We start from the raw sequence: 25,522 nt of genomic DNA, 5'->3' as shown, positions 1-25,522 counted from the left end.
TTTCTGGGTTGCGAAAATTTAACAACCGGTTAATTTTGCGCGTAATTGGTTTCCGTGATAGCACACTCGCTGCAATTTGTCTTAGAATCAGCATCAAATTGATACATTCGTTTGAATGCGTTTGGCGAAAATTAAGCAGCGCCCCCCTGCTGAAAATAGGCACGCATCCGACCGGATTAGCGGGCCGATGGTCCATTTTGTAGGTCAGGCGCTGTCGAGATGTCACGCCGTATTATTAGGTGAAGAAATGAAGAAGCTGATGAACCGCTTGAGTCGGCTGAACCACTTCGGCGGACATCATTCGTCCGTGAACGGGCGATTGGAGGCGTTGGATCGTACTAACGCAGTCATCGAATTCAAGGCGGATGGGACAATTCTCTCCGCGAATGCGAATTTCCTGTCCCTGATGGGATATGGTCTCGACGAAGTCGTCGGGCAGCATCATTGTATGTTTGTCGACGCAGCGACATGTGGTTCCAGCGAATACACCCTATTCTGGAACAATTTGTCTTCCGGCGAGTTTCACCGGGGCGTTTTCAAGCGGTTGCGCAAGGACGGCCGTGAGGTATGGATCCAGGCGACGTATAACCCGATTGTCGATACCGACGGCAAAGTTCGGCGGGTCATCAAGTACGCGACCGATGTCACCGTGGATGAATTGCGCCACGCCGACCATCGCGGGCAGGTGGATGCGATCGGCCGCGCGCAGGCGGTCATCGAGTTCACGCTGGACGGGACAGTACTTGCGGCCAACCAGAACTTCCTCACGGCATTCGGTTTTCGCGCGAATGAGGTCCTGGGACGTCACCACAGCATGTTTGTGGACCCGACCTATCGCAAATCGGCCGAGTACGCGATGTTCTGGAAAAAACTGGGCGAAGGTAATTACAACAGCGGTATATACCAACGCTTCGGCAAGCAGGGGCGTGCCATCTGGATTCAGGCAAGCTACAACCCGATCCGCGATATGAACGGCGACCTGGTCAAGGTCGTCAAGTACGCAACTGATATCACCTCTCGAATGGACGCGACGCAAACATTGCGCAATGCCGTGGGCGGCTTGTCGACCGCGTTGCAAGACAACGCTTCGTTTGCGCGTACGGCCAATGACCTCGCGCAGCGTACCGCCACGATGGCGCAGCATGGAGGAAGCGCCGTAAATGAGATGGTCGAGACGATGCGCGCCATTCACGATGGCGCGAAAGCAATGGGCGATATCATCAAGGTGATCGACGGTCTGGCGTTTCAAACCAACCTGTTGGCGTTGAATGCAGCCGTCGAAGCGGCACGCGCAGGCGAATCCGGGAAAGGGTTTGCGGTCGTGGCGGGAGAAGTGCGCAATCTCGCGCAACGCAGCGCGGATTCGGCACGCGAGATCCGCGCGCTGATCGATCGTTCATCGCGACAGGTCGACCACGGCGTCGAACTCGTTGAAGATGCTGGAAAGACGATCGTGGATGTGGTCTCGGCGGTCAAAGAGATGGCCACGTCCATGGATGCCATCGTGACGGCGGCGGAAAAGCAGGGCAACCAAATTGCCGGTTTGCGCCAAGCCACGGAAGCGCTGAAAATCGACGGGTAGCCTCTTCACGCAGCATTGCGTCGTTCGTACCGCAGCGCGCAGATAAAACCGCCCTGCGCAATCAGCGCCGCGCCCGTCAATACAACGGCCGCCGCGAGCGCCGGATGTCCGCCCAGGCTGGTGAGCGTCGTGCAGAGCGATCCCACCGCCATCTGCGTGAAACCATAGAGTCCGGCGGCCGAACCAGTCAGGCGATTGTCGACGGCCAATGCCTTGCTTAATGCCGCGGGACTCGACAAGCCCGCGCCCAAAGCGAACAGGAACGTACATCCCACCGCCGAGCTTACGGTGAGCGTGTCGGCAAGCACGATCAACAAGAGCGCGACAGCCGAAGCGAGGCTGACGATATTCCCGGCAATCAACAAACGTGTCAGAGAGACACCTCGAATCAAGCGCCGCGTGGTCGCGTTGCCGATCGACATGCCCACGATCAGCAGAGCAAGATAGATTCCGACCTCCCCCAACGGGCGATGCAGTACCTGCATCACGATGAACGGCGCTGCCGCGATATAGCCATAGATCGACGTTGTCGCGCATCCTCCGCCGATGGCGTATCCCAGAAAAGCCGGCACGCGCAGCAAGGTGCCGTAATCGCGCAGCAGTTTCGCGGCGCTGACGTTCCCGCTCGGTGATCCGGTCTCGGGGATCATCCGCCATGTCAGGAACAGGGTTGCCGTGCCGAGTACCGTCAAGACAACAAAGACCAGGCGCCAACCGCCGATGCTCACCAGACCCCATGCGGCGAGCGGGGCGAAGCCGGGTCCGACCATCATCATGAGGTTCATGAGCGCCAGCGCGCGTACGGCTTCGTCGCTGGCTGATGTATCACGCACAATAGCGCGGCCTAGCGCCAGACCCGCGCAGCCGCCCAGCGCCTGAAATAGACGCGCGACGATCAAGACGTGAACGCTGGTCGCGCACATCGCGATCGCACTTGCGACGCCATAAAGCGCCAGCCCAAATAGCAGCATCGGCCGGCGTCCCAACCCGTCCGAGAGCGGGCCATAAACGAGTTGTCCAAATGCCAGACCAATGATGTAGACGCTTATCGTCGCTTGCATCGCCGCCGGCCCGACACCAAACGCATGCGCGGCGTCCGGCAAGGCAGGTACAAAGATATGCATCGCCAGCGTGCCGCTGATGGTGATCATCACCAGCAGCCACAATGGCGCTTTCGGTACGGTCGATCGAAGGGGGGCTGCAATGTCTGTCGAGCGTGTTCCGGGCTTCCCATCCGACACGTTCATCTAATTTATTCTCACGTGAGCTTCATCGTCTTTCGCAAATCACACACGCCGATCCCGAGCAAGCGGGACGACGCCCGAGTGATGTGCATGTCCGCTGGCATGCACATCAGGGAATCGCGCAAGCGCTTACGGCGTACGACGGATGCGCATGTCAGCGCCAGCGTTAGCAACTGCCACAATTATACGATATATGATTGGCTAGGCAACTAATTGCCGATCATGGAAGCCTGCTTGTGTATCGATTGTTCGCTATGCCGTATGGGTATGGCATACCACCAGGATTTGCCATCCCTGTAACTACACGGGCTAACAAGTCGATCGAAAGTCAACCCGGGGGAATTCCCCGGACGTCATGACATCTGTCGTGATGAGCGAAGAATCCATTGCGGTTATAACTGGCCAAGCATGTGGTGTCCTAGCAATGCGTATTGAATAAATCTTCGTTATCTCAAAATGTTATCTAGATCAGTGATATTGGGAGCAGCATATGCGCGAATGTGATCAACGATCGACCGTCCCGTTTCGCACGTGTTCATGGATTACGAAAAAGATATTTGTGGAATATTAAAGCAACAATTCCGTCTCAAAAGCGTCAATAAATAAATTGCTGCGACAATTAGTCGCTATCTGTCTCTATAATTCCGCTCGTTGAAAGGTTCCCTTACGACCTTCGCGAAACCCGGAGAGGCAGCATGTCTGAACAAAAGGAGCCGCGCAGACGGTTCTTGCGCCAGGTCTTGGCGATCGTCCCCGCATCAAGTCTGGCTACCGGTGCGGCCATCTCGCAAACCGGGTGTTCAATGCCTAACGACACCAAGTCCGTCGATAGTGGCAAGGAGCAGCACCCGCTGGCGAACACGTCGTACAAGCCGGCCTATTTCACCGCGGGTGAATACGCCTTTCTCAAAGCCGCGGTGGATCATCTGATTCCCTCCGATGAATACGGGGCAGGTGCGATCGAAGCGGATGTCCCGGTGTTTATCGACAAGCAAATGGAAACGCCTTACGGTCATGGTCAGCTTTGGTATATGCAAGGCCCGTTTCATCCGGATCAGCCGCCGGAGATGGGCTATCAATTGAATTTGACACCCCGTCAGATTTTTCGTTTAGGCATCGCGGAAGCGGATGCATACGCGAACAGCGTCGAAGGTCATGCATTCGCGCATCTGACAAAGGACCAGCAACTGCGGGTATTGAAAGATATCGAGGCAGGCAAGCCCCAATTCGACAAGGTACCTGCCAAAACATTCTTTGGGTTCCTATTGAAAACCACGAAAGAGGGCTATTTCGCCGATCCCATTTATGGTGGCAATAAAGATATGGGCGGCTGGAAGATGGTGGGATTCCCTGGAGCACGCGCCGACTTTCTGGACTGGATCGACAAGCCGAACGTGAGGTATCCGTATGGGCCGGTGTCAATTTCAGGAAGGAAGGGTTGAGATGGCGATTAAAAAAGACAAAGTAGATGTTGTGCTGATCGGCTTCGGGTGGACCGGCGCGATCATGGGTATGGAATTGACGGATACCGGCATGAATGTTCTGGCGCTGGAGCGCGGCGAATTTCGCGATACGCCCACCGACGCCGCTTACCCGAAGGTCATCGACGAACTGGCGTATTCCACTCGTGGCAAGCTGTTCCAACAACTGTCCGGCGAAACCTGTACGATTCGTCACAACATGCAGTTGACCGCAGTGCCTTACCGGCAACATGGTTCTTTCCTGCTGGGTAACGGCGTGGGGGGCGCGGGTTTCCACTGGAACGGCATGATGTATCGCAATCTGCCCGAAGAACTGGAGATGAAGACGCGTTACACCGAGCGTTATGGCAAGAAGTTTGTCCCAGATGACATGTTGTTACAGGATCACGGCGTTACTTATGCCGACCTGGAGCCGTATTACGACTTCTCTGAAAAACTGATGGCGGTGTCTGGCAAGGCCGGCAACATCGACGGCAAGAAGACGGGGGCTGATGGGGGCAATCCGCTGGAAGCCCCGCGCACCGACGAATTCCCGACCGCACCGCTGCAGAAGCAATATAGCGGCATGCTGTTCGAGAAAGCCGCTCGGGAAACAGGCTTCCACCCTTACATGGCACCTGCGGCCAATGCATCAGAGCCTTATACAAACCCATATGGGGTACGGATCGGACCGTGTAACTACTGCGGTTTTTGTGAGAACTACGGGTGCTATATGTACTCGAAGGCATCTCCCCAAACAACGATCATGCCGGTGCTGCTGAAGCGCAAGAATTTCGAATTACGCACCGAATCCCACGTCCTGAAAGTGAATCTCGATAATACGGGCAAGAAAGCCACTGGCGTGACGTATATCGATTCGCAAGGGCGCGAAGTCGAGCAGCCTGCCGATCTGGTGATCCTTACCGCATTCCAGACGCATAACGTGCGACTGATGTTGTTGTCCGGTATCGGCAAGCAATACGACCCGTTGACAGGAGACGGCACGGTCGGCCGCAATTTCGCCTATCAGATGAACGGCGGTATCAATGTCATGCTGCCGAAGGGTACAGCGCTGAACCGCTTCGCCGGGACGGGCGCGGGTGCCGTCGGCATGGACGACTTGAATGGCGACCAATTCGACCATGGGCCGTTGGGTTTCGTTGGTGGTGCCAGCATCCGTACCTTGAGCACCGGTGGCCGACCAATCGGTCAGGCACCAACCGTCCCGGGCACGCCGTCGTGGGGAAGCGATTGGAAAAAGGGTGTCCAAGATGCCTACCAGCGCTATATGACCATCGGTATCTCCGGCTCCGTGATGGCTTATAAGGACCGCTATTTGGATCTCGACCCTACCTACAAGGACAAGTACGGACTTCCGCTATTGCGTATGACGTTCGACTGGCATGACAACGAGTTCGCGATGCTTGGCCATATGGGCGACGAGATGGAAAAGGTTGCAAGGGCCATTCCGAACGATGGCGTCTATCGTGCGATTCGCAAGAAGGGCGCGCATTGGGATACCCGGGTCTACCAGAGCACACACTTGACCGGTGGTGCCATCATGGGCGCGAACCCGATGGAAAGCGCTGTCAATCGCTACTGTCAGAGCTGGGACGTCTCGAACGTGTTCGTCACGGGTGCGTGCCTGTTCCCGCAAAACATGGGCTATAACCCTACCGGTCTGGTCACGGCGCTGGCGTATTGGTCGGCGAAGGCTATCCGAGAACAGTACCTGAAGAGCCCGGGTCCGCTGGTGCAGGCATAAGGGGTCGATGATGAAAAAAAATACCAAACGCGCCGCGGCACCGGTCCGTAGGATGCGCGCATCGGTCGTTCTGTCGTCATTGGTGCTCACGGCGATGATGGGATTGACCGGTGCCCCTGCCACAGTCCATGCCCAAACGGCGCAATCATCCCCGGACGGTGATCAGGCGCAACAGATCAAGCAGGGGGCGTATCTGGCGAGGGTCGGTGATTGTATTGCATGCCATACGGCCAAGGGCGGTAAGTCGTTTGCGGGAGGCCTGCCGATGGCGACACCCATCGGTACGATCTACTCGTCGAACATAACGCCGGACAAGATCAACGGCATCGGCACCTATACGCTCGAGGATTTCGATCGCGCCGTGCGACATGGCGTGGCGAAAAATGGTAATACGTTGTACCCGGCGATGCCTTATCCGTCGTACGCGAAGGTCAAGCCGGCCGATATCAAGGCGCTGTATGCCTACTTCATGAATGGTGTCGCACCGGTGGCGCAAGCCAACAAGGCACCGGATATTCCCTGGCCCATGTCAATGCGCTGGCCTTTGGCCGCCTGGCGCAAACTGTACGCGCCCGATGTCGTGACCGAGGACACGCCGATCCAAGACGCCGACCCGGTGGCACGTGGCCGTTACCTGGTCGAAGGGTTGGCACACTGCTCGGCGTGCCATACGCCACGCAAGGTAACCATGCAGGAATCCGCCTTGACTGATGACGGATCGATGTTCCTGTCAGGTGCGGTGATCGACGGCTACCTCGCGAAGAACCTGCGTGGTGATGTCAATGATGGCCTGGGGAAGTGGACCGAGGCCGATATCGTGTCATTCCTCAAGGGGGGGCGTAACGCCCATTCCGCGGCATTCGGCGGCATGGCTGAAGTGGTCGAGAACAGCACACAGTTCATGACCGACGATGATCTTGGTGCTATCGCAACGTATCTGAAGACGCTGAAGGCCGTGCATCCAGATCAGGTTCCCCTGGTCTATAACAACGCCACCGAGCAAATGTTCCATAACGGCCAGGCGAGCAGCAACGGCGCCATCCAGTTCTTGAACAACTGCGCGGCATGCCATCGAACGAATGGGCTGGGTTGGAAAGAAACGTTCCCGGCCTTGGCGCTTAGCACGACGGTCAACACCCAGGACCCGACGTCATTGATCCACATCGTGCTCGCCGGCGCTGAAATGCCGTGGACAACGTCCGCTCCGACGCATTACGCCATGCCGGCATTTGCGTCGCGTCTTGACGACCGCGATATCGCCGAGCTGCTGACCTTTGTTCGTTCCGGTTGGGGCAACGATGCGCCTGCTGTCACACCGGACATGGTCGCGAAGGTCCGCCAGACCCTGCCGGCGACGCCAACGGAAGCGGCGCAAAAACGGGTTTCTCCGGTGGCGAAACATTGATCAGCAAAACCAGAACGGCGACTTTCGGCGCCGTTCATGATCGATGTCGGAAAGGTTAATTCGTCTTACAAAACACTTTCATGCAACAGCCAGCGCGACGCATCCTGTCCAGGGTGTGCCGTGCCAATCTTTAGCCACGCCGGGCACCGAGGGAGAAAGGATTGCTCCCCGATGCGAACTCGCAGGTCCATCATGTATCATAATGTCGACGGTCATGCGCGGGCCGTGCGCGCCCGCGCTATCGGCCAATGCAAGTTCATCAGGCGGCTCATATAAAGATTGAAATGGGAAAACAACTGCAGCGCGTGCAGAGCGGCGTGCCCGGCCTGGATACCATCCTGTGCGGGGGGGTGATCGCCGGATCGTCATACATTATTCAGGGCATGCCCGGGGCAGGTAAGACGATCCTGGCCAATCAAGTGGCGTTCGGTCAGGCGCGTGCAGGAAGTAAGATCCTCTACGTTACGCTGCTGGCGGAGTCGCACGACCGGTTGTTCCAGTCCTTGTCGACGCTCGATTTCTTCGATGCTTCGGTCATCGGCACGGAACTCGTCTACATCAGCTTGTTCCAGACACTGCGCGATGAAGGATTGTCAGCGTTGGTGGCCGTGCTGCGCAAGGAACTGTCTCGCCAGCAATGCTCGATGTTGGTCATGGATGGGCTGCTGAACGCACGCGATCGGGGCGACACCGATTTGGATGTCAAATCTTTCGTAGCCGAACTGCAAGGCCACGCGGCATTTACGCATTGCACGGTGCTGTTTTTGACTAGCGCACGAATCGATGACGCCAGCCCGGAACACACAATGGTTGATGGTGTGATCCAATTGCAGAGCGAGGAAGTAGGGTCGCGTACGATTCGTCAATTGAAGGTGACGAAATCGCGCGGCAGCGATGCGATCAACGGCATGCACCAATACAACATTGCCTCGAATGGGATATCCGTCTATCCCAGGCTCGAGGCGGTGCTGGCGCGACCGAGCAATCTGGAGTCTCCCGAGTCCTTGCGTGTTCCAAGCGGTATTACCGGTCTGGACCCGTTGATTGGTGGCGGTCTGCCAGCTTCGTCGGTCACATTGTTGCTGGGGCCGTCGGGAAGTGGCAAGACGACATGCTGCCTCAATTTCCTGACAGCGGCAACGCCCGAACATCCAGCGCTGTATTTCGGCTTCTATGAGACGCGTGCGCGTCTGACGCTCAAAGCCGCGGCGTTCGGAATTGATCTGGAGGCACTGATCGCATCGGGTGCGGTTTATATCATGTGGAATCCGCTGACTGAAAACCTTCTCGATGCGCTTGGCCATCAATTGCTTGAGGCGGTGCGGCAGTTTCGGGTTCATCGTGTGGCAATCGATGGTTTTGGTGGGTTTGAGCGGGCCGCCGGAAATGGGGGGCGTCTGCCGGAGTTCCTGTCAGCGCTCAGCAACGAATTGCGCGCTCTGCGTGTGACAACGGTGGCCACACTTGAATCACGCGTGGTATCCGGGGCGGGCTATGGTGCGGCCGCACCGGCCTTGTCGTCGGTGATGGACAATCTGTTACTGATTCGACAACGTGAAACGCCGCAAGGTATCGCGCGCGCCATGATTCCTGTAAAAGTGCGCGATAGCGTATTTGACTCATCTGCGCGTAAGCTTTTCTTCAATGATCGTGGCCTGTTCGTTGATGGCCTGCTCGATTTGCCTTTCCTCGAGGGGGAGCGGAACCACGAGACGCCATCCGGCGGCCTTGACAACGCTGGAACGTGATGGCCGACTCTCTCGCGTACCGTCCGCCCAAGGCCAAGCTCGTCATCGTCGACGATGAATCGTTGATTGTCGAGTCCCTGGCGTTCGTACTGGAGGACGAAGGTTATGAGGTGTACGCCGCATCGAACGGCAGGGCCGCGCTCGACCTGATCAAGGCCGTGTTGCCTGCGCTGGTGATTACCGATTTCATGATGCCGGTGATGTCGGGTCAGGAGCTTGCGGAAGCGCTGAAATCCGATCCCTTGTTCGCTACGATTCCCGTGATCCTCGCCAGCGCGGTGCAGAGCGATCAGGCGCGCAAAAGGCAGGATCTGTTTGACGCGGTGTTCGACAAGCCCTATCGCTTGCCGTTGCTGATCGATACCGTTGCGTCCTTGTTGCAACGGCAATCCTCACACGCCACGATAGACGGCCACGTGGTAAGCGCTATCAACGATGAGGCGGCAGGGTTGTTCCCCATAGGCCAACAGGCCATCCCGGCTTTTCAGTTTTCGTTTCTGTTTCAGGGTCGGCATTACCGCGTATTAGTGACGGACGATTTTCTGAATCGTCATGCGGACGCACTGAGCGTGCTAGGTGGTCGCGATCATATACTGAGCAAATACCGAAAGACATTCGAGGCCATCGCGATCGGCAAGATTTTGCGCGGCGACGAAGAGCCGGTACGTGTTGTTGGCGATGATCTAGCACCGAAAAACGGTTCCGCGCGCTAGCCGCATGCCGGTTGAACTTGCGCTGCGTGATCGGAATCCGTGGGCATTGATCCACTGCGGAGTCATCCAGAATCGGTTGCGCAGTATGATCAGGCATGCCATGCATTTCATGTCCTATCCGGCTTACGAATGACCCGTGTCGGCGGCGTGAGCGGCGAATACAGGCCGGTGCGATCCGGATCGTCGATCTGGTGCGTGATGGATTCCCGCATCATCTCGGTAAATCGCCGGAGTTTCGCGGGGTAAAAACGCGCATAAGGATAAACCAGGTAGACCGGCAGCGGGGCCGCCTGCCATTGCGGCGCCAATTGCACCAGCGCGCCCACGGCAATGTCTTCCCCCACGACCCATGACGACGCGACACAGACACCCAGACCTTCCAGTGCCGCCGAGCGCACCGCATAAAGACTATCGGTTGTCATTCGCGGGCGAAACGTAATGTGCCTTGTCGCACCCGTCAGTGCATGCGTCAACGTCAGGTCTTTGCGATAGAATTGCTGCAACGACAGCCAGGGCAGGGCAGTCAACGCCTCCGGATCCTGCGGAATCGGGTGACCCGCCAGCACAGCTGGCGCGGCCACGATGATGCGTGGCACATGCGCCACCAGAATCGCCACCAGAGACGGGTCATGCAACTCGCCGATATGGATCGCGCAATCCACGCCTTCCGCGATGAAATCCGCGGCGCGGTCGTGCAGTAGCCATTCGATCTGCACGTGGGGATAGCGCTGCATGAAACGCGCGAGTCCTGGAATGAAGCGCTGCTGTCCGAATGCGTGCGGCGCGATGACACGCAGCAACCCGGCAGGTTCCGCATCCGCACCACGTACATCGGCTTCGAAGGTGGCCCAGTCCGCCAGCAATTGCTTTGCGCGGTCATAGCAGCGTTCGCCGTCATCGGTCAGCTTCATCGCATGGGTCGTACGCTGCAAAAGTCGCACGCCAAACGTTTTTTCCAGCCACTGCAGGCGTCGGCTCACCGTCGGTTGTGTCGTACCCAACTGCGCCGCGGCAGCCGACAGACTACCCGCCTCGACGATCCTGACGAAGGTCTGCATGATCTCGATTCGGTCGGTTGCGAGTATCGGGCGTGAGGTATGAATGTCGCGTCTGGTCATACGTCTAGCGTATAACAATTCTGCTTGCGAGGCCACTACGCAAATCACGAGAAGATTGCGACACTGCTTCCACTTCGTCGCAATCGACTTTTCGGTTTTTTTTAATCATGTCCCCCATTTCTGCTCGTTCCCATCCGACACCTTCGTCGATGTTGATCCTTTTTCTCGCGACAGGCGCCGGTCTTGCGGTCGCCGCGCTGTATTACAACCAGCCGATGCTCGGCATCCTCGGCGCCGATCTGCACGCCGACTCCCGCACGGTGGGACTCGTGCCGATGCTGACGCAGTTGGGTTATGCGTTGGGCCTTCTGCTGTTGGCGCCGTTGGGAGATCGCTATGATCGTCGCACGATCATTCTCTCGAAGGCGGTGGTATTGGCGCTGGCGCTGGCTGGGGCTGCGATCGCCCCAGGCGTCCATGCCTTGTTATTCGCCAGTCTCGTCGTAGGCTTGTCCGCCACGCTGGCGCAGGACATCGTGCCGGCGTCCGCGGCACTAGCGCCGGAGGCACGGCGAGGGCGGGTCGTCGGCACGGTGATGACCGGCTTGTTGCTGGGTATCCTGTTGTCGCGCGTCGTCAGCGGCATCATGGCCGCGAATGTCGGCTGGCGCGCGATGTTCGTGGTGGCGGCGGTCAGCATCGCGTTATTCACCGTCATCGCCTGGCGGCAACTGCCGCGCCTCGCACCAACGACGCAGTTGGGGTACCTGAAACTGCTCGCATCGTTGGTCAGCCTCTGGCACCGTCATCCGGCGCTGCGTCGAGCAGCGTTGGCGCAGGGGGCATTGCAGGTCGCATTCAGCGCATTCTGGTCGACGATGGCGATCATGTTGCATGCCGCGCCGTTTGATATCGGCAGTGCCGGCGCCGGGGCATTCGGACTGGCGGGGGCTGCCGGCGCATTGGCCGCGCCCATCGCGGGCCGGATCGCGGATAGCCGAGGCGCACATTTTGGTACCCGCCTGGGAACGTTGATCGCGACGGTGTCATTTGCCGCGATGTTCTGTATGCCGTTGTTATCCGTGCACGGACAGTTGATCCTGCTTGCGCTCAGTGCGATTGGTTTCGATCTAGGCGTGCAGGCCACGCTGGTATCGCACCAAAGTATCGTCTACGGTCTCGAACCGGCCGCGCGGAGCCGGCTAAACGCGGTGTTGTTCGTGACGATGTTCCTGGGCATGGCGCTGGGAGCCGTGCTTGGCAGTAGTCTGCTGGCAGTGGGGGGCTGGCCGGCAGTCGTGGCGCTGTCTACCTTGGGCGCGGCACTCGCTTTCGTTATCCGGATGTGGCCGGCAACGGTTGAAGCAGTCTGCTAGGAAAGGCGCACGGCGCGACAAAATGCCTGCCACACGCTGAGATGAATCGACGACAGACCCGTTCCTGGAGCCGCGATCGTTACTGCGTGCGCCGCACCGTCTCAGGAAACGATGGGCAACATCGCCAGGGTATATCGATGCGTCAGACGGCGGTCCAGTACCGGATCGGTCAGTTCCAGCACGAAACTGTCTCCATCGGTCATCGTCGCCAATTCACCATGCACGGCAAGCGTGCCGCTATACATCGCCGTATGCGCCGGCAACGCGGGAGGGGGCGTTGCCATGCGTGCGCCTGCCGCCTGACCATACATCGACCACAACGACGGTGGCTGCAAGAGGCCCGCGACAGTGCCGGATTGATAATGCCGCCGCGTGCCGTCGGCCTTGATCAGCCACGACTGCATCTGCAGTTGATCCCAATGTGCGGCAACGTCCGCGTAGCGCCATGCGGTGCGCGATATCGGCTTGGCGCATACCTGCTTGGATACCGCCACGCCATACGCCTCGATCTCGCGATCGGTATGGTCGGAGCCAATGGCGACCAGGATGCCGGCCGGGGAATCCATCAAGACACATTCGATCTCCCCGCCGGAACGCGCCCCCAACATCTGTACAACAGGCGACTGCGTCAGCAGCGTGTCGGCAACGCGATAGAAGCAGGGCGTGGACGACGGCGGCGCCACGCCGATGGCGGCGAGTTCATCGATATGCGCCTGGATCGCGACGGGGTCTCGACCAGCCCATCCGGCGATCACGAGATGATCGACTTGAACCGGTATCGGCGTGCCCCCCGTGCTCGCCGTGCCGGCGGCATGCACTTCGAACGTTAACGTGCTCATTGCAATTCCTTACTGTTCCAGGGGCTTACGGGCGGTCTCACGGGCACAGAGGAGTGCGATGATCGTGATGGCCAAGGCTGCGGTGACATAGAGGGACACCGCCACGGTCGACTGGTAATGCTTGTACAGACTGATGATGATCAGCGGCGCAAATCCGCCCCCGACGATACCGGACAAGGTATAGGTCAAGGATGAGCCGGCGTACCGGACGCGGGTGGGAAACTGCTCGGTCACGAACGATGCCTGCGGACCATACATCACCGCATGCAGTGTCAGCCCGCCGACGACAGCGAGTGCGATCAGCGCCGGGTGCGCGCTATCCAGTAGCACGAAGAAGCCATACGCCCAGATCACCGCACCAATCGCCCCGCACAGATACACCGGCTTGCGGCCGAATCGATCCGACAACGCACCAAAGAAGGGGACGACGGCGGCGTTGACGGCGGTACCGAGTAAAACAGCCGTCAAGGCAACGCTACGGGGCAGCTTCAGAACCGTGGTGACATATGTCAGGGTGAAGACAACCATCAACGCGTACAGGACATCCGAACCGACGCGCGCCGCACCGGCCACCAGCAGGCGTCGCCAGTAATGGGAGAGCACCTCGGCGACCGGGACCTTCACGACTTCATGGGCCTGTGTCAGCTTTTCGAATGCAGGTGTCTCGGACACCCCGCGACGAATCCAGAAGCCGAATCCAACCAGCAGCAGGCTGGTCAGAAAGGGCACACGCCAGCCCCAGGCGAGGAAATCATCCGATGATACGGACAGATTCAACAGCGCGATCAGTCCGGTGCCGAGCAGCGTCCCGAACGACGGGCCCATCTGTGTCCACGATGCGTTCAAGCCACGTTTCTTTTGGTCCCCATGCTCTACCGCAAGGAGTACCGCGCCTGCCCACTCTCCACCGAGGGCAATGCCTTGAACGAACCGCAATGCGACAAGCAGGATCGGGCTGGCAATGCCGATGGACGCATACGTCGGCAGCGCGCCCATCAATGCCGTGCACACGCCCATCAAGATCAATGTCAGCATCAGCACCGCGCGTCGGCCAATCTTGTCACCCAGATTACCGAAGAAAAAACCGCCCAGCGGACGCGAGACATAGCCCACGGCGTAGGTTGAAAACGCCAGAATCGTGCCGGCGAGCGGATCGACGGACGGGAAAAACAGCTTGTTGAACACCAATGCCGACAAGGTGTTGTAAATGGTGAAGTCGTACCATTCAAGCGAGGTGCCGATCATGCTGGCGCCTGCAAGGCGGCCACGCCCAACGCGCGGCGCGGCGTGCGCCGGGCGGGCCGCGGCAGTAGTATCGGGCGGCAGGGCTGTATTCATCGGGTTCTCCAGTTTCCGCAGGATGCAAATGGGTGCAAACGCCAGTGTTACGGCGGACCCGGATACGGTCCAACTAGAAAAAAAATTCGGAACAAAAAGATTTGCTTATTGCCAAACCATGGAAGCGCGATTCCTTACCAACACGGGCGGCGTCGGTCAATGCGCATAGTGGCTGGCGATTTCACGACTCAGCTCGGCGATGCGCTCGGCAATTGGATGGCTTCGGGTGCGATAGGCCGCAAGTAACGGTAGCGGTGGAAACGGGGCATCGACGTCGAGCACCACCAACATGCCGTCACGCAACTCACGCTGGATGATCGCTGGCGGCAGCGCGGCGACGCCGAAACCATCGGCCACGAGCCGGATCATCGCCGCAACGGAGGTAATGCAATTGATTCGCGCCGGACGTTCGACCGCGCTTGCGAATAACTGCTCGATGGCGGCGTGCGGCCCGGAATGACGCGAGAAACTGACGATAGGATAGGCGGCGAGGTCGGCCAGCGTCAATGTCCGGGAGGGAAAGGCAAGCGCCGGGCTGGCAACCCATCGAACCGGAAATTCCAGTAAGGGCAAGCTGGTGAATTCCGGCGGCGGTAGGCGATCGGTCTGGAGGATCAGGTCGACCGCATCGGCATGCAGCAAGCGTGCGAGATGGATGGTCGTGTCGCTAGTGACTTCTATTTCAAGGCGTGGATAGCGGCTCCGAATCGCGGACATCAGCGCCGGGAAAAAACTGTGGACGATCGATTCGATCACGCCGATGCGCAGTAGCCCCGCGCCTTCGTCTGCGTCGTCCGCTTCGCGACGCATCTCATCGTGGAGTCGGACGATCCGCTCCGCATACGCCAGCATGCGCCGGCCTGCGGGCGTCAGGTTCGCCGCCCGGGAGTTTCGATCGAACAGGCGCACATCGAAATTCTCTTCGAGTGCGGCAATACGGCTTGATATCGCGGCCTGGGTGGTGTGCAACTTCTCCGCGGTCGCGCGGAAATTCTGCAGCTTTGCGAGCCAGACGAAGGTTTCCAGGAAACGAATATTCATGCGGGATGGGTAAGGTCGGCCAGGCAGTTGGCGTAGGTGCCACAACGTGAACAAGCAGTGTGATTGGCGTGGGCCGGTACCGGTGGAGGGTGGTCAGGACGACATCATAGTGCGCCTTAATAAGGCGCACCCGATTTCGAGGCCGGTCATGCTGTCGCACGGCCGATGGCCGTCCAAAGATAGCGGATCGATCTGTGGACGACTGGATTGCCGCTGAGCCGCGATGGATCGGTCACTACGCGAATCACGCACTGCCCCCGACCGTAAAGAGTCAACAATCATATTTGATTGATTCAATCAAAATGAGGTCGGCCGGCATGTTGGTTGGGGCTAAATTTGATTGATTTATGCGTATCCAGGGTTTTTACTGATCCTTTCGTTCTTGCTAACTGTTTAGAATGATTGAAACGAGCAAATTGATGCTCTATTTTGATCGATCCAGACAGTGACTGCCACCTCGCCACGGCCACGCAGGCAGGCCACCCGGTGCTGACAGGAGAACAATATGCAGCGCTTTTCCCCCGCATCGCCGCTTCATACCGCAGCATCCGACCTTGGTGGCGGCGGCGCGGCTATCTCGGCCAAGCAGCCCTTCATGCCTCGCGGTATCGTGCCCGCGCTGATTACACCGATGACGGCGACGGAAGACGTCGATGAAGAGGCCCTGCGGCTGCTCGTGGAGCGCTTGATCGAGAAAGGGGTGCACGCCATCTTCGTGCTGGGCACCAATGGGGAATTCATATCGCTGAACGAGCGCGAGAAGTTGCGCATTGCCGCAATTGCCGTAGAGCAAGCGCGTGGGCGTGTTCCGGTGATCGCGGGCACCGGTGCCTACGCCACCCGCGAGGTCATTACGTTGACGCAGCAGATGCAGGACGTCGGCGTGGATGCGGCGTCGGTCATAACGCCGTATTTCAACGGCGCATCCCAGTCAGAATTGGTTGCTCATTATACGAAGATCGCGCGATCCACTTCGTTGCCGTTGATGCTTTATACGATCCCGGCCAAGACGGGCGTGCAGTTATCGATCGATTCTGTGCGCCGCCTGTCGGAGTTGCCGACGATCCGCGGGGTCAAGGATAGTGGCGGCGATTTCGATCGCTTGCTGCAATTAATCGGTTTGCGCCGCGACGACTTCGCCGTGCTGACCGGCACCGATTCGATGATTCTATGGACGTTGATCGCCGGTGGCGATGGGGCAGTGGCCGCGACGACGAACGCCGTGCCGGATGTGGTCATGGCGATCTGGCAGCAATTCCAGGCCGGCAATATTCCGGCGGCGCGGCGCGCGCAAGAAGCGCTACGGCCGCTGCGCGACGCGTTTGGCTGGGCAACGATGCCGGTCGTGTTGAAGACCGCCGCGGGTCTGCTCGGCATGCCATCCGGTCCTGCCCGTGCGCCCGCATTGCCGCTCGATCCACAGACGCGTGAAAAGCTCGCCATTGCCCTGGAGGTCTACCGCGACTGGAGGGTCGAGGCAACTGCGCCATTGCACAAGGGAGGCGTCGCATGAGCCAGACCATGCCATCGCAAGCCGCAAACGCCGTCATCCGTCACGTTGTCACCGCACCGCATCTGGTGCATGGTTGCGGCAGTCTTGACAAGTTGCTCGATTATCTGCCGTTGCTGAATCGCCCAATCCGTTGCATCACGGTGATTACGCAGCCCTCGATGGATCGCCTAGGTGTGACGGAGCGTGTCGTATCGATGCTGCAAGGCGCCGATATCCAGACGACTGTCGTTCGCGGCGTGATGCCGGAGCCGACGATCGACAATATCGAAGCCGTGTTCCAGGAGGACATCGCACCGGCGCGACCGGACGCGATTCTGGCCGTGGGCGGCGGCAGCGTGCTCGACGCGGCCAAGCTATTTGCCGTGCGCCTGACGAATGGGCAGGTTGGCGAGACCACGCCATTGCGGGACTGGCTGGGTATCGACAAGATTGCCGTTCCGGGCGTGCCGCTGATTGCGGTACCGACGACCGCGGGCACTGGCTCCGAAGTCACGCCGAATGCGATCGTGACGTTGCCCGATGAAGCACTGAAAGTCGGCATCGTTAGCCAGCACCTGATGCCGTACCTGGTCCTGCTGGACGCAACGCTGACCGTCAGCGTCCCGAAAGCGATCACGGCCGCTACCGGCATGGATGCGTTCGTGCATGCACTGGAATCGTTTATCTCGACAAAGGCGAACCCGGTCAGCGATATGTACGCGATGGCGTCAATGCGATTGATTGGCGCGAACCTGGTACAAGCCTACGAGGACGGCTGCAACCTCGCCGCGCGCGAAGCAATGCTGCTTGGCTCGACGTACGGTGGCATGGCACTGACGGCTGCCGGTACAGCAGCGGTACACGCATTGGCCTATCCGCTGGGTGGCATGTTCGACGTGACGCATGGCGTGGCGAACGCGATGCTGCTGCCGCATGTGATGGCGTTCAACCTGGATGCGATCGAACCGCGTCTCGCGGAGGTCGCACGTGCGCTGACGTTGTCCGCGACATCGGACAGCGATACAGACGCGGCACGAAAGTTGATGGAGCAGATCGTGTCGTGGACCGCCGCGTTACAGATTCCCCAGGACCTTACCGCCTATGGCGTACGCGACGAGCATGTTGACGCGCTGGCGGTGGCCGCTTCGAAAGTGACGCGGCTGCTTGGTAACAATCCGAAGACATTGACGCTCGAGGATATGCGGGCGATCTATCGCCGCCTGCTGCCATGATTGCCTTGTTCGATGCGGTGCAACCCGCCGATCCAGACCGTGCGCATCGCATGCCGAAAGAAATCGGATTGGTGCAATCCACATCGTTACTGATCCTCGCCGACGACCTCTCCGGCGCTGCTGACTGTGCCGCCACGGCGGTGCGATATGGCGCTCACGCGCAGGTGGTATTGGCGTCGCCTGCCGCGCCACCCGCATTGTCACGGCTATCTGGCGATACCGGGGCAGCGCCGCGTACCGTGCCCCACGTGCTGGCGATCGATCTGGATTCGCGTCGGATGACCCCATCCGAGGCCGCACGGATACATCGCGACGCAGTCATGCGAGGCAATAGCGGCGTCAACGCGTGCGCATCCGACAATGCAGGTGCACCGGGAATTTTCAAGAAAGTTGACTCGACATTGCGAGGACATCTCGCTGCCGAGGTTGCCGCACTCGCGCCGCTACTCGGTCTGGCGATTGTCGCGCCGGCGCTGCCGGAAGCCGGTCGCACCACGGAAGGCGGCCGTCAACTGCTGCACGGCATCCCGGTCGAGGACACCGAGGTATGGCGTAACGAGCGTTTGTCGGGTACCGGCGATCTGGTTGTGATGCTGAGCGCCACGGGCTTGCGCGTGCGGCATCAGCCGGTTTCCTCGTCTCGAGCGAATGCGCGCGATGCATGGCGGCATGCGGTTCACGCAGCACGTGTCGACGGCATGCAGGCCCTGGTGTGCGACGCGGTCTCTTTGGATGATCTCGATGCCATCGCAAACGCCACGGCTTCGATGCGCGATGTCTTCTGGGTGGGCTCCGCAGGTCTGGCGCGATCCCTGACGCGGGCTTTGGGCGAGGCAGGGGTGTTCAGCAGGGTAGTCGGAAAGGCAGCAGACGCGGATGCATCGATCAGCGCTGATACCGCCCGCGCGACGGCACGTACGAGGCAGGGCGCATTGTTCGTCGTCGGCAGCATGTCTAGCGTGTCACATGGACAAATCGCCGACTTGCAGGAAACGGCCGGTGCCGGATTGGTTCATGTCGCAATCGAGGTGTCCGCGTTGTTGGATACCGCGCAAACGGACGATGCGGCGTCATTGCGTCGTTCCGTCCTGGCGCGCGTGTCGGATACGCTATGCGCCGGCCACGACGTGGTGGTGTCGCTCGCACAGCAAGACCGGTCACGCGTTGGCGACGGATATCGGCTGGCGCAGGCGTTTGGCGCATGGCTGGCGCCAATCGTGACCGACGCGTCTGCGATATTCGCAACCGGGGGGGAAACTGCTCGCGCGTTGCTGTGGGCGGCAGGCATCACCGCATTTACATTGGAGCAGGAAATTGCGCCTGGCGTGCCGGTTTCCTGGACCACCACCACGACCCGTGATCCGTGCACGTCGCGGCGCTTGCCCATTGTCACGAAGGCCGGCGCCTTTGGTGATCAAGGAACGCTGGTGCGGGTCTGGCGTCATCTGAAAAAGAACAGGCAGGATTCTTGAAGCAAAAAACGCATCGCGTCCGGAATGACCATCGACTGGCATTTTCATCCCGCACGGCATCGTGCCCTGCGGTGAACAACAAGCAATAAACGCGCATAGAGGAGTGACCGTCATGACCTACCGTCCGGTGATTGGTATCACGATGGGGGATGCGGCAGGCGTCGGCCCCGAGATCATCATGAAAAGCCTCGCGCACGCGAGCGTCTACGAACAATGCCGCCCGTTAGTGATCGGCGATGCGGGACGTCTGCGCGACGCCGCCCGCCTTGCTGGCGTCACGCTGGACGTGCGCACCATTTCACGTCCAGCCGAGGCGCGGTTCACGCAAGGGGTGGTCGATTGCATCGACCTCGGCCTGATTCCGGCGGACCTGCCATACGGCACGTTGTCGTCCGTCGCGGGCGACGCGGCTTATCAATTCATCGCGAAAACCGTCGAGCTCACCTCGGCCGGTGAACTCGATGCGATCTGTACCGCGCCCTTGAACAAGGAAGCACTGCATGCGGGCGGCCACATTTTCCCAGGCCACACGGAAATGCTCGCGCATCTGACCGGTATCGACGAAGTGTCGATGATGCTGGTTGCACCAAAGCTCCGCGTCATTCACGTAACCACGCATATCGGCCTGCTCGACGCGATTCGCAAGATCGAACCGGGCCTCGTGCAACGCACCATCGAACGCGGACATCAGACGCTGGTCCGTGCCGGGATCGCCAACCCGCGCATTGGTGTCTGCGGCATCAATCCCCATGCGGGTGAGAACGGATTGTTCGGCTATGGCGAGGAAGAAGAGAAGATCATCCCGGCAGTTCAGGTGGTGCGCTCGCGTGGATGGCACGTGGAAGGTCCGTTGCCCGCTGACACCCTGTTTTTTCGCGCCGGTCGCGGGGACTTCGACCTGGTTGTCGCCATGTATCACGATCAAGGCCATGGCCCGGTCAAGGTGATGGGTCTCGAAGCAGGCGTCAATGTGACCGTCGGCTTGCCGGTGATTAGAACGTCGGTGGACCATGGTACGGCTTTCGACATCGCCGGTTCCGGCGTGGCTGACGAAGGCAGCATGCTGGAGGCGTTAAGGCAGGCGCAGGAACTCGCCACGCGACGCTCGGCGGAGAAAATGACGGAGCAGGGACAGCCGCGGTTGAATGCGTTGTCCTCATAAGCCGGCAATAAAAAAATAAACGTGATCCGGTAACGCCGATCTCGGCCCGCCGGGCGATCTGAATCCGTGAGCCACCACCACGAGGCGTGCCACGGTATCGCACAAGGAGACAGGAATGGACACGTCGAACCTGGGTACCACCACGCTGATCATCGGCATGGTGGCCGTTTATATCGTTATCACGAGTATCGTCAGCGTGCGATTGCGTAGCCGCAATGCGTCACAATTCATGGTGGCGGGCCGCTCGATGCCGGTGCTGCTGGTGGCCTTCCTGATGATGTCCGAGTTTATCGGCGCCAAATCAACGGTGGGTACCTCGCAGGAAGCGTTTAACGTGGGCATTGCCGCATCGTGGTCGACGATTGCCGCATCCATCGGATTCCTGCTCTTCGGGCTGTTCATGGCCCGCCGGTTCTACAACTCCGGCGAATTCACGATCTCCGGGTTCATCGCCAATAAATACGGCCGCACGGCCAAGACGATCGTCTCGGCAATCATGATCTATGCGCTATTCCTTGTGAACGTCGGAAACTATGTCAGCGGCGCGGCGGCGATATCCACCGTACTGAAGACAAATCTGGCCACCGCCGCAATCATCACGGCCATCGTGAGTACGATTTACTTCGCATGGGGCGGCCTAAAAAGCGTCGCTTACATGACCGTTGTTCATAGCGCGTTCAAGCTGCTGGGTATTTCGATCCTCGTGGTCGTGGCATGGAGGATGACCGGCGGCATCGCACCGATGCGCGCGGCCATGCCCGAGCACTACTTCACCTGGCAAGGTTCACTGAAGGTCGGTACGATCGGTGCCTGGGTCATTGGTACCGCCGGTGCCATTTTCTCGACACAGTTCATCCTCCAAGCAATTTCTGCGACACGCACTGCCTCCGCCGCACGGGCGTCGGCATTGTGGTGCGCGTTGCTGTGTATTCCGATCGCGCTGTCGCTCGGTTTTCTCGGCGTTGCTGCAAAGTTCCTGTTCCCAGGGATCAAGAGCCTGTACGCACTGCCGACTTTCCTCGAGCATATGTCGCCGATCATGGCGGCCGTCGTCACCACGTCGCTGGTGGCATCGAACTTCGTGAGTGTCAGCACTGTCGCGCTGTCGATCTCGTCGTTGGTCGTCAAGGATTTCTACGTACCGCGCTACAACCCAACGCCGGAACGGGAATTTCAGATGTCGCGCTGGATCTCGGTGGTCGTCGGCATTATCCCGCTGGTGTTCGTGCTGTTCGTCCCGCAAATCCTGGCACTGTCATTCTTCACGCGCGCATTGCGCTTGACGGTTTCGGTCGTGGCATTGATCGGTATTTATTTGCCGTTTTATAACAGCGCGCGCGGTGCCTGCCTCGGCATGATCACGGCGACCATCGCCACCACGGTCTGGTACCTGCTGGGCAATCCATTCGGCATCGATAACATGTATATCGCCCTGGCCGTCCCGGCAGTCGTGATCGTCGTCGAACGCTTGCTGTTCCCGTCGAGCAGCAAGTCCGCCAACGCGAACATGTCCGGCAATACCGCGGGAGCCTCGCGGTTGGCACGCCATGACGCGCACTGAACAACTGAAGGAGCCGCAAATGGGAGTTGCATTGTCCAATACCGACGCACGCGCGATCGACGCCACGGATGCCGATGTCCGACCACTGACTGGTGCGCCGCGTTGGGACGGCACCGAACTGGCGACGCATTTCGCAGACTCGGGTCGTATCGAAGCATTCCTACCTAGCGCCTGCGTCCAGAATCACGCCGCAAATCTCCACCGGCTGGCGAATGGTGATCTGCTCTGTGTGTGGTTTGGCGGGACCCAGGAGGGTATTCCCGACGTGTCGATCTACGCATCGCGACTGGCGGCAGGTACGACACGATGGAGCGAGGCCGTCAAGCTATCGGACGATCCGACCCGATCAGAGCAGAACCCGGTGCTGTTCACGGCCCCGGGCGGTGCGTTATGGCTGTTGTACACCGCGCAGAAGTCCGGTAACCAGAACACCTCGATTGTTCGGCGACGTATCTCCCGTGATCATGGCACGACGTGGGGCCCGATCGAGACCCTGTTCGAGCGGGCAGGCACCTTCGTGCGGCAGCCGCTGTTGGTGTTGGCCGATGGCAGTTGGCTTTGCCCCGTTTTCTTCTGCCGCAGCGCACCGGGTGAGCGTTGGAGCGGCAATGACGATATCAGCGCGGTCATGGTGTCGCGTGATGGCGGTGTGAGTTGGAGCACCCATGAGGTACCAGATAGTACCGGTTGCGTACATATGAACGTGCAACAATTAGCCGACGGTACGCTACTGGCCCTGTATCGCAGCCGCTGGGCGGACACGATCTACGCAAGCCGCTCGACGAATGGTCGCGACTGGAGCGCCCCGGAACCGACGACTTTGCCCAACAACAACGCGTCCGTGCAGTTCGTCGTGTTACGCAACGGTCATCTGGCGCTTGTCTACAATCACAGTGACGCATCAAATGCGACCGGCCGGCGAAAGTCACTGTATGACGACATCGAGGACACCGAAGAGGACCCGAACGCGCCATTGCGCGATCAATCCGCTTCCACCCGCGGCACGGCATTTTGGGGCGCACCCCGCGCGCCGATGTCGCTCGCGATTTCGACGGATAATGGCAAGACGTGGCGGACCCGCCATCTCGAACTCGGTGACGGATTCTGCTTGACCAACGACTCGAAAGGCCAGCGCAACCGCGAATACTCATACCCCTCCATCATCGAGGCGCCGGATGGTTCCCTCGATATCGCTTATACGTTCTTCCGCCAACGGATCAAGTACGTCAATGTTTCAGAGGCGTGGATCGGTGGCTGACGGTGATGTCGCGGTACCATGGCGCTGGAGGGCGCGGACGTGTGCAATAAGCATGCAGAGACAGCGGGGAAGCTTGCCGATGGTATGAGAGGGGAGGCGTAGACAGGCAGATGAAAGTGGCAAAGCGCCGTGAGGCGATGTTGGAAGCGGTCCTTGGCGGGATGACCGATGTCGGCACCTTATGTGCTCATTTCGGGATGTCGGAGGCCACGGTACGCCGCGATCTTCGCGCGTTGGCCGATGATCGGCTGATACTGCGCACCTATGGCGGCGCTGCAGTCGTGGAAACACACGAGCCGGAAGCGACGCTGGCCGAGCGCGTGGACAGCGGGCGCGACCAGAAGGATTGGATCGGTCGCGCCGCCGCACGACATGTCAGCGCCGGGGACACGGTTTTTCTCGATGGCGGCACGACAACGGCAGCGCTCGCGCGACATCTCGCCGGGCATGCCGACTTGCACGTTGTCACCAACAATTTGCTGGTGGTATCGGCGCTTGCGGCGACGGATTGCAGGTTGACGCTGATTGGCGGCGATATTCGTCCATCGAGCATGAGTACCCTCGGGCCGTTGGCGCAACTGGCGCTCAGCAGGATCACTGTCGACAAGGCGTTCCTGGGTGCCGATGGCGTGGTTGCGCAACGCGGTCTTTGCGAAGCCAGTGCGGAACAGGCCTATTTAAAGGAGTGTGTCACTCGGCAGGCGGCACACGTTTTTGTGCTCGTGACCGCCGACAAGCTCGGCCGGGCCAGCCAGCAACACTGGACGCCGATGGAGCGTCAATGGACACTGCTGACTGATGCCGGAGCAACGACAACGGCGCTGTCGATGTTTAACCGCGTACCCGGCGTGGCCATCGAGGTGGCCGCCCGGGAGAGTCGTATCGCAACACCGCCCCAGATCGTGCAGTGATCAGCATGCTTTCCCCTTTTCTTTTGGAACGCACCCCGTGACTTCCAATATTCGACATGCGGCAACGACCGTCGCCAGCGCGGTACCGGGTGCATTGTCCCAGGTTACTGGCGCTCCGGACGCGGGTGATGCACACGCACCGGAAGACCGCGGAACCTCCGATAGGCAGCATGCGGTGGTGAGTGGCGTATCGTCCGGAATCGGCCTGGCAATCGCGCAGCGGTTGCTGAACGACGGTTGGCGTGTCACTGGTCTGTGCCGCTCCAAACACATCGCGGCATTAGCCGACCATGAGGCAGCGGGCCGTCTTTCCATCGTGCCGGTCGATCTGGGCAATCCAATACAGCGCCGTGAAGTGGCGGCAACGCTGGCGCCTGCCGACGCTTTAGTGCATGCGGCCGGCCTGATGCGCACCGCACCGGCTGGCGAACTCGATCCCGCCGCGTTGGCCTCGATGTGGGAAGTGCATGTCGCCGCTGCCGCGGATCTGGCCGATGCGCTGCTGCCACGGATGATACCCGGCGGTCGCGTGGTATTGATCGGCAGCCGAACCGCGAATGGCGCGGCCGGACGCAGCCAATATGCGGCGACCAAGGCAGCGTTGGTGGGAATGGCTCGGTCCTGGGCTGGCGAGGCGATAACGCGTGGTATCACCGTCAACGTGGTTGCGCCTGGTGCAACCGATACGCCCTTTCTGAATGGCGCAGGGCGCTCCGGGACCCCACCCAGGATGCCGCCACTCGGCCGCTTTGTGCATCCCGACGAAGTGGCTGCTCTCACCGCGTTCCTGCTGGGTGATGCAGCTGCGGCGATTACAGGACAACAAATCGTCATGTGCGGTGGCGCATCCTTGTAAAACCCGCGC

The 25,522-nt window shown here is 59.7% G+C and carries 20 protein-coding genes; 15 read left to right on the top strand and 5 right to left on the bottom strand.

Annotated elements, in window-relative coordinates; all coding sequences use genetic code 11:
* The first annotated feature begins 247 nt into the window (after window positions 1-247).
* On the top strand, window positions 248-1,582 hold the full coding sequence (locus WM40_RS32325) for a methyl-accepting chemotaxis protein (RefSeq protein WP_046153664.1): 1,335 nt from the start codon (window positions 248-250) through the stop codon (window positions 1,580-1,582).
* 5 nt (window positions 1,583-1,587) lie between these two features.
* Here WM40_RS32325 and WM40_RS19185 read toward each other — a convergent pair whose 3' ends face one another.
* The gene (locus WM40_RS19185) at window positions 1,588-2,829 is read right to left on the bottom strand and encodes a multidrug effflux MFS transporter (protein WP_082102973.1); all 1,242 of its coding nucleotides are present in this window, start codon (window positions 2,827-2,829) and stop codon (window positions 1,588-1,590) included.
* A 692-nt stretch (window positions 2,830-3,521) separates the two neighbouring features.
* Here WM40_RS19185 and WM40_RS19180 point away from each other — a divergent pair.
* The 5 genes from WM40_RS19180 to WM40_RS28900 all read left to right on the top strand — a co-directional run bounded on the left by WM40_RS19180 (window position 3,522) and on the right by WM40_RS28900 (window position 9,917).
* Window positions 3,522-4,268: a gluconate 2-dehydrogenase subunit 3 family protein gene (locus WM40_RS19180; protein ID WP_024904376.1), complete on the top strand. Its 747-nt coding sequence runs from the start codon at window positions 3,522-3,524 to the stop codon at window positions 4,266-4,268.
* A gap of 1 nt (window position 4,269) precedes the next feature.
* On the top strand, window positions 4,270-6,051 hold the full coding sequence (locus WM40_RS19175; protein WP_046153663.1) for a GMC family oxidoreductase: 1,782 nt from the start codon (window positions 4,270-4,272) through the stop codon (window positions 6,049-6,051).
* A 7-nt stretch (window positions 6,052-6,058) separates the two neighbouring features.
* A complete protein-coding gene (locus WM40_RS19170; RefSeq protein ID WP_390174016.1) occupies window positions 6,059-7,456 on the top strand; it encodes a c-type cytochrome in 1,398 nt (465 codons plus the stop codon).
* A gap of 284 nt (window positions 7,457-7,740) precedes the next feature.
* On the top strand, window positions 7,741-9,204 hold the full coding sequence (locus tag WM40_RS19165; RefSeq protein ID WP_024904373.1) for an RAD55 family ATPase: 1,464 nt from the start codon (window positions 7,741-7,743) through the stop codon (window positions 9,202-9,204).
* Window positions 9,204-9,917, top strand: coding sequence for a response regulator (locus WM40_RS28900; RefSeq protein WP_024904372.1), 714 nt, complete (start codon window positions 9,204-9,206; stop codon window positions 9,915-9,917). The genes WM40_RS19165 and WM40_RS28900 overlap by 1 nt, the downstream gene beginning before the upstream one ends.
* Before the next feature lie 107 nt (window positions 9,918-10,024).
* Here WM40_RS28900 and WM40_RS19155 read toward each other — a convergent pair whose 3' ends face one another.
* Window positions 10,025-11,035, bottom strand: a complete 1,011-nt coding sequence (locus WM40_RS19155) for a LysR family transcriptional regulator (RefSeq protein ID WP_082102971.1) — start codon at window positions 11,033-11,035, stop codon at window positions 10,025-10,027.
* 107 nt (window positions 11,036-11,142) lie between these two features.
* On the opposite strand from WM40_RS19155, the gene WM40_RS19150 reads away from it, so the two are divergent.
* Window positions 11,143-12,351, top strand: coding sequence for an MFS transporter (locus WM40_RS19150; RefSeq protein WP_036011147.1), 1,209 nt, complete (start codon window positions 11,143-11,145; stop codon window positions 12,349-12,351).
* A 101-nt stretch (window positions 12,352-12,452) separates the two neighbouring features.
* On the opposite strand, the gene WM40_RS19145 is transcribed toward WM40_RS19150, so the two are convergent.
* The 3 genes from WM40_RS19145 to WM40_RS19135 form a co-directional block, all read right to left on the bottom strand.
* Complete coding sequence (locus tag WM40_RS19145) at window positions 12,453-13,190, bottom strand: DUF2848 domain-containing protein (RefSeq protein ID WP_046153662.1); 738 nt, start codon at window positions 13,188-13,190, stop codon at window positions 12,453-12,455.
* Window positions 13,191-13,199: 9 nt separating this feature from the next.
* Window positions 13,200-14,528, bottom strand: a complete 1,329-nt coding sequence (locus tag WM40_RS19140; protein WP_024904368.1) for an MFS transporter — start codon at window positions 14,526-14,528, stop codon at window positions 13,200-13,202.
* A gap of 156 nt (window positions 14,529-14,684) precedes the next feature.
* The gene (locus WM40_RS19135; protein WP_046153661.1) at window positions 14,685-15,569 is read right to left on the bottom strand and encodes a LysR family transcriptional regulator; all 885 of its coding nucleotides are present in this window, start codon (window positions 15,567-15,569) and stop codon (window positions 14,685-14,687) included.
* A 595-nt stretch (window positions 15,570-16,164) separates the two neighbouring features.
* On the opposite strand from WM40_RS19135, the gene dapA reads away from it, so the two are divergent.
* The 8 genes from dapA to WM40_RS19095 all read left to right on the top strand — a co-directional run bounded on the left by dapA (window position 16,165) and on the right by WM40_RS19095 (window position 25,513).
* A complete protein-coding gene (gene dapA / locus WM40_RS19130) occupies window positions 16,165-17,082 on the top strand; it encodes a 4-hydroxy-tetrahydrodipicolinate synthase (RefSeq protein ID WP_046153680.1) in 918 nt (305 codons plus the stop codon).
* A complete protein-coding gene (locus WM40_RS19125; protein WP_413783815.1) occupies window positions 17,079-18,293 on the top strand; it encodes an iron-containing alcohol dehydrogenase in 1,215 nt (404 codons plus the stop codon). The genes dapA and WM40_RS19125 overlap by 4 nt, the downstream gene beginning before the upstream one ends.
* Entirely contained in the window at window positions 18,290-19,765 is a 1,476-nt protein-coding gene (locus WM40_RS32550) for a four-carbon acid sugar kinase family protein (RefSeq protein WP_052738413.1), read from the top strand. Before WM40_RS19125 ends, WM40_RS32550 begins: the two co-directional genes overlap by 4 nt.
* 112 nt (window positions 19,766-19,877) lie before the next feature.
* Window positions 19,878-20,927: a 4-hydroxythreonine-4-phosphate dehydrogenase PdxA gene (gene pdxA, locus WM40_RS32545; protein ID WP_046153660.1), complete on the top strand. Its 1,050-nt coding sequence runs from the start codon at window positions 19,878-19,880 to the stop codon at window positions 20,925-20,927.
* A 115-nt stretch (window positions 20,928-21,042) separates the two neighbouring features.
* Entirely contained in the window at window positions 21,043-22,488 is a 1,446-nt protein-coding gene (locus WM40_RS19110) for a sodium:solute symporter family protein (RefSeq protein ID WP_046153659.1), read from the top strand.
* Window positions 22,475-23,746 (top strand): sialidase family protein, encoded by a 1,272-nt coding sequence (locus tag WM40_RS19105; RefSeq protein ID WP_236693596.1) that lies wholly within the window; start codon window positions 22,475-22,477, stop codon window positions 23,744-23,746. The genes WM40_RS19110 and WM40_RS19105 overlap by 14 nt, the downstream gene beginning before the upstream one ends.
* A 110-nt stretch (window positions 23,747-23,856) precedes the next feature.
* Window positions 23,857-24,657: a DeoR/GlpR family DNA-binding transcription regulator gene (locus WM40_RS19100; protein WP_024904359.1), complete on the top strand. Its 801-nt coding sequence runs from the start codon at window positions 23,857-23,859 to the stop codon at window positions 24,655-24,657.
* A gap of 175 nt (window positions 24,658-24,832) precedes the next feature.
* Window positions 24,833-25,513 carry an SDR family NAD(P)-dependent oxidoreductase gene (locus WM40_RS19095; RefSeq protein WP_046153676.1) on the top strand — a complete coding sequence of 227 codons (681 nt, stop codon included), beginning with the start codon at window positions 24,833-24,835 and terminating at the stop codon, window positions 25,511-25,513.
* Window positions 25,514-25,522: the final 9 nt, after the last annotated feature.

The organism is Robbsia andropogonis (genome assembly GCF_000970345.1).
Classification (GTDB): Bacteria; Pseudomonadota; Gammaproteobacteria; order Burkholderiales; family Burkholderiaceae; genus Robbsia; species Robbsia andropogonis.
This window is presented reverse-complemented; position numbering and strand designations above follow the sequence as displayed.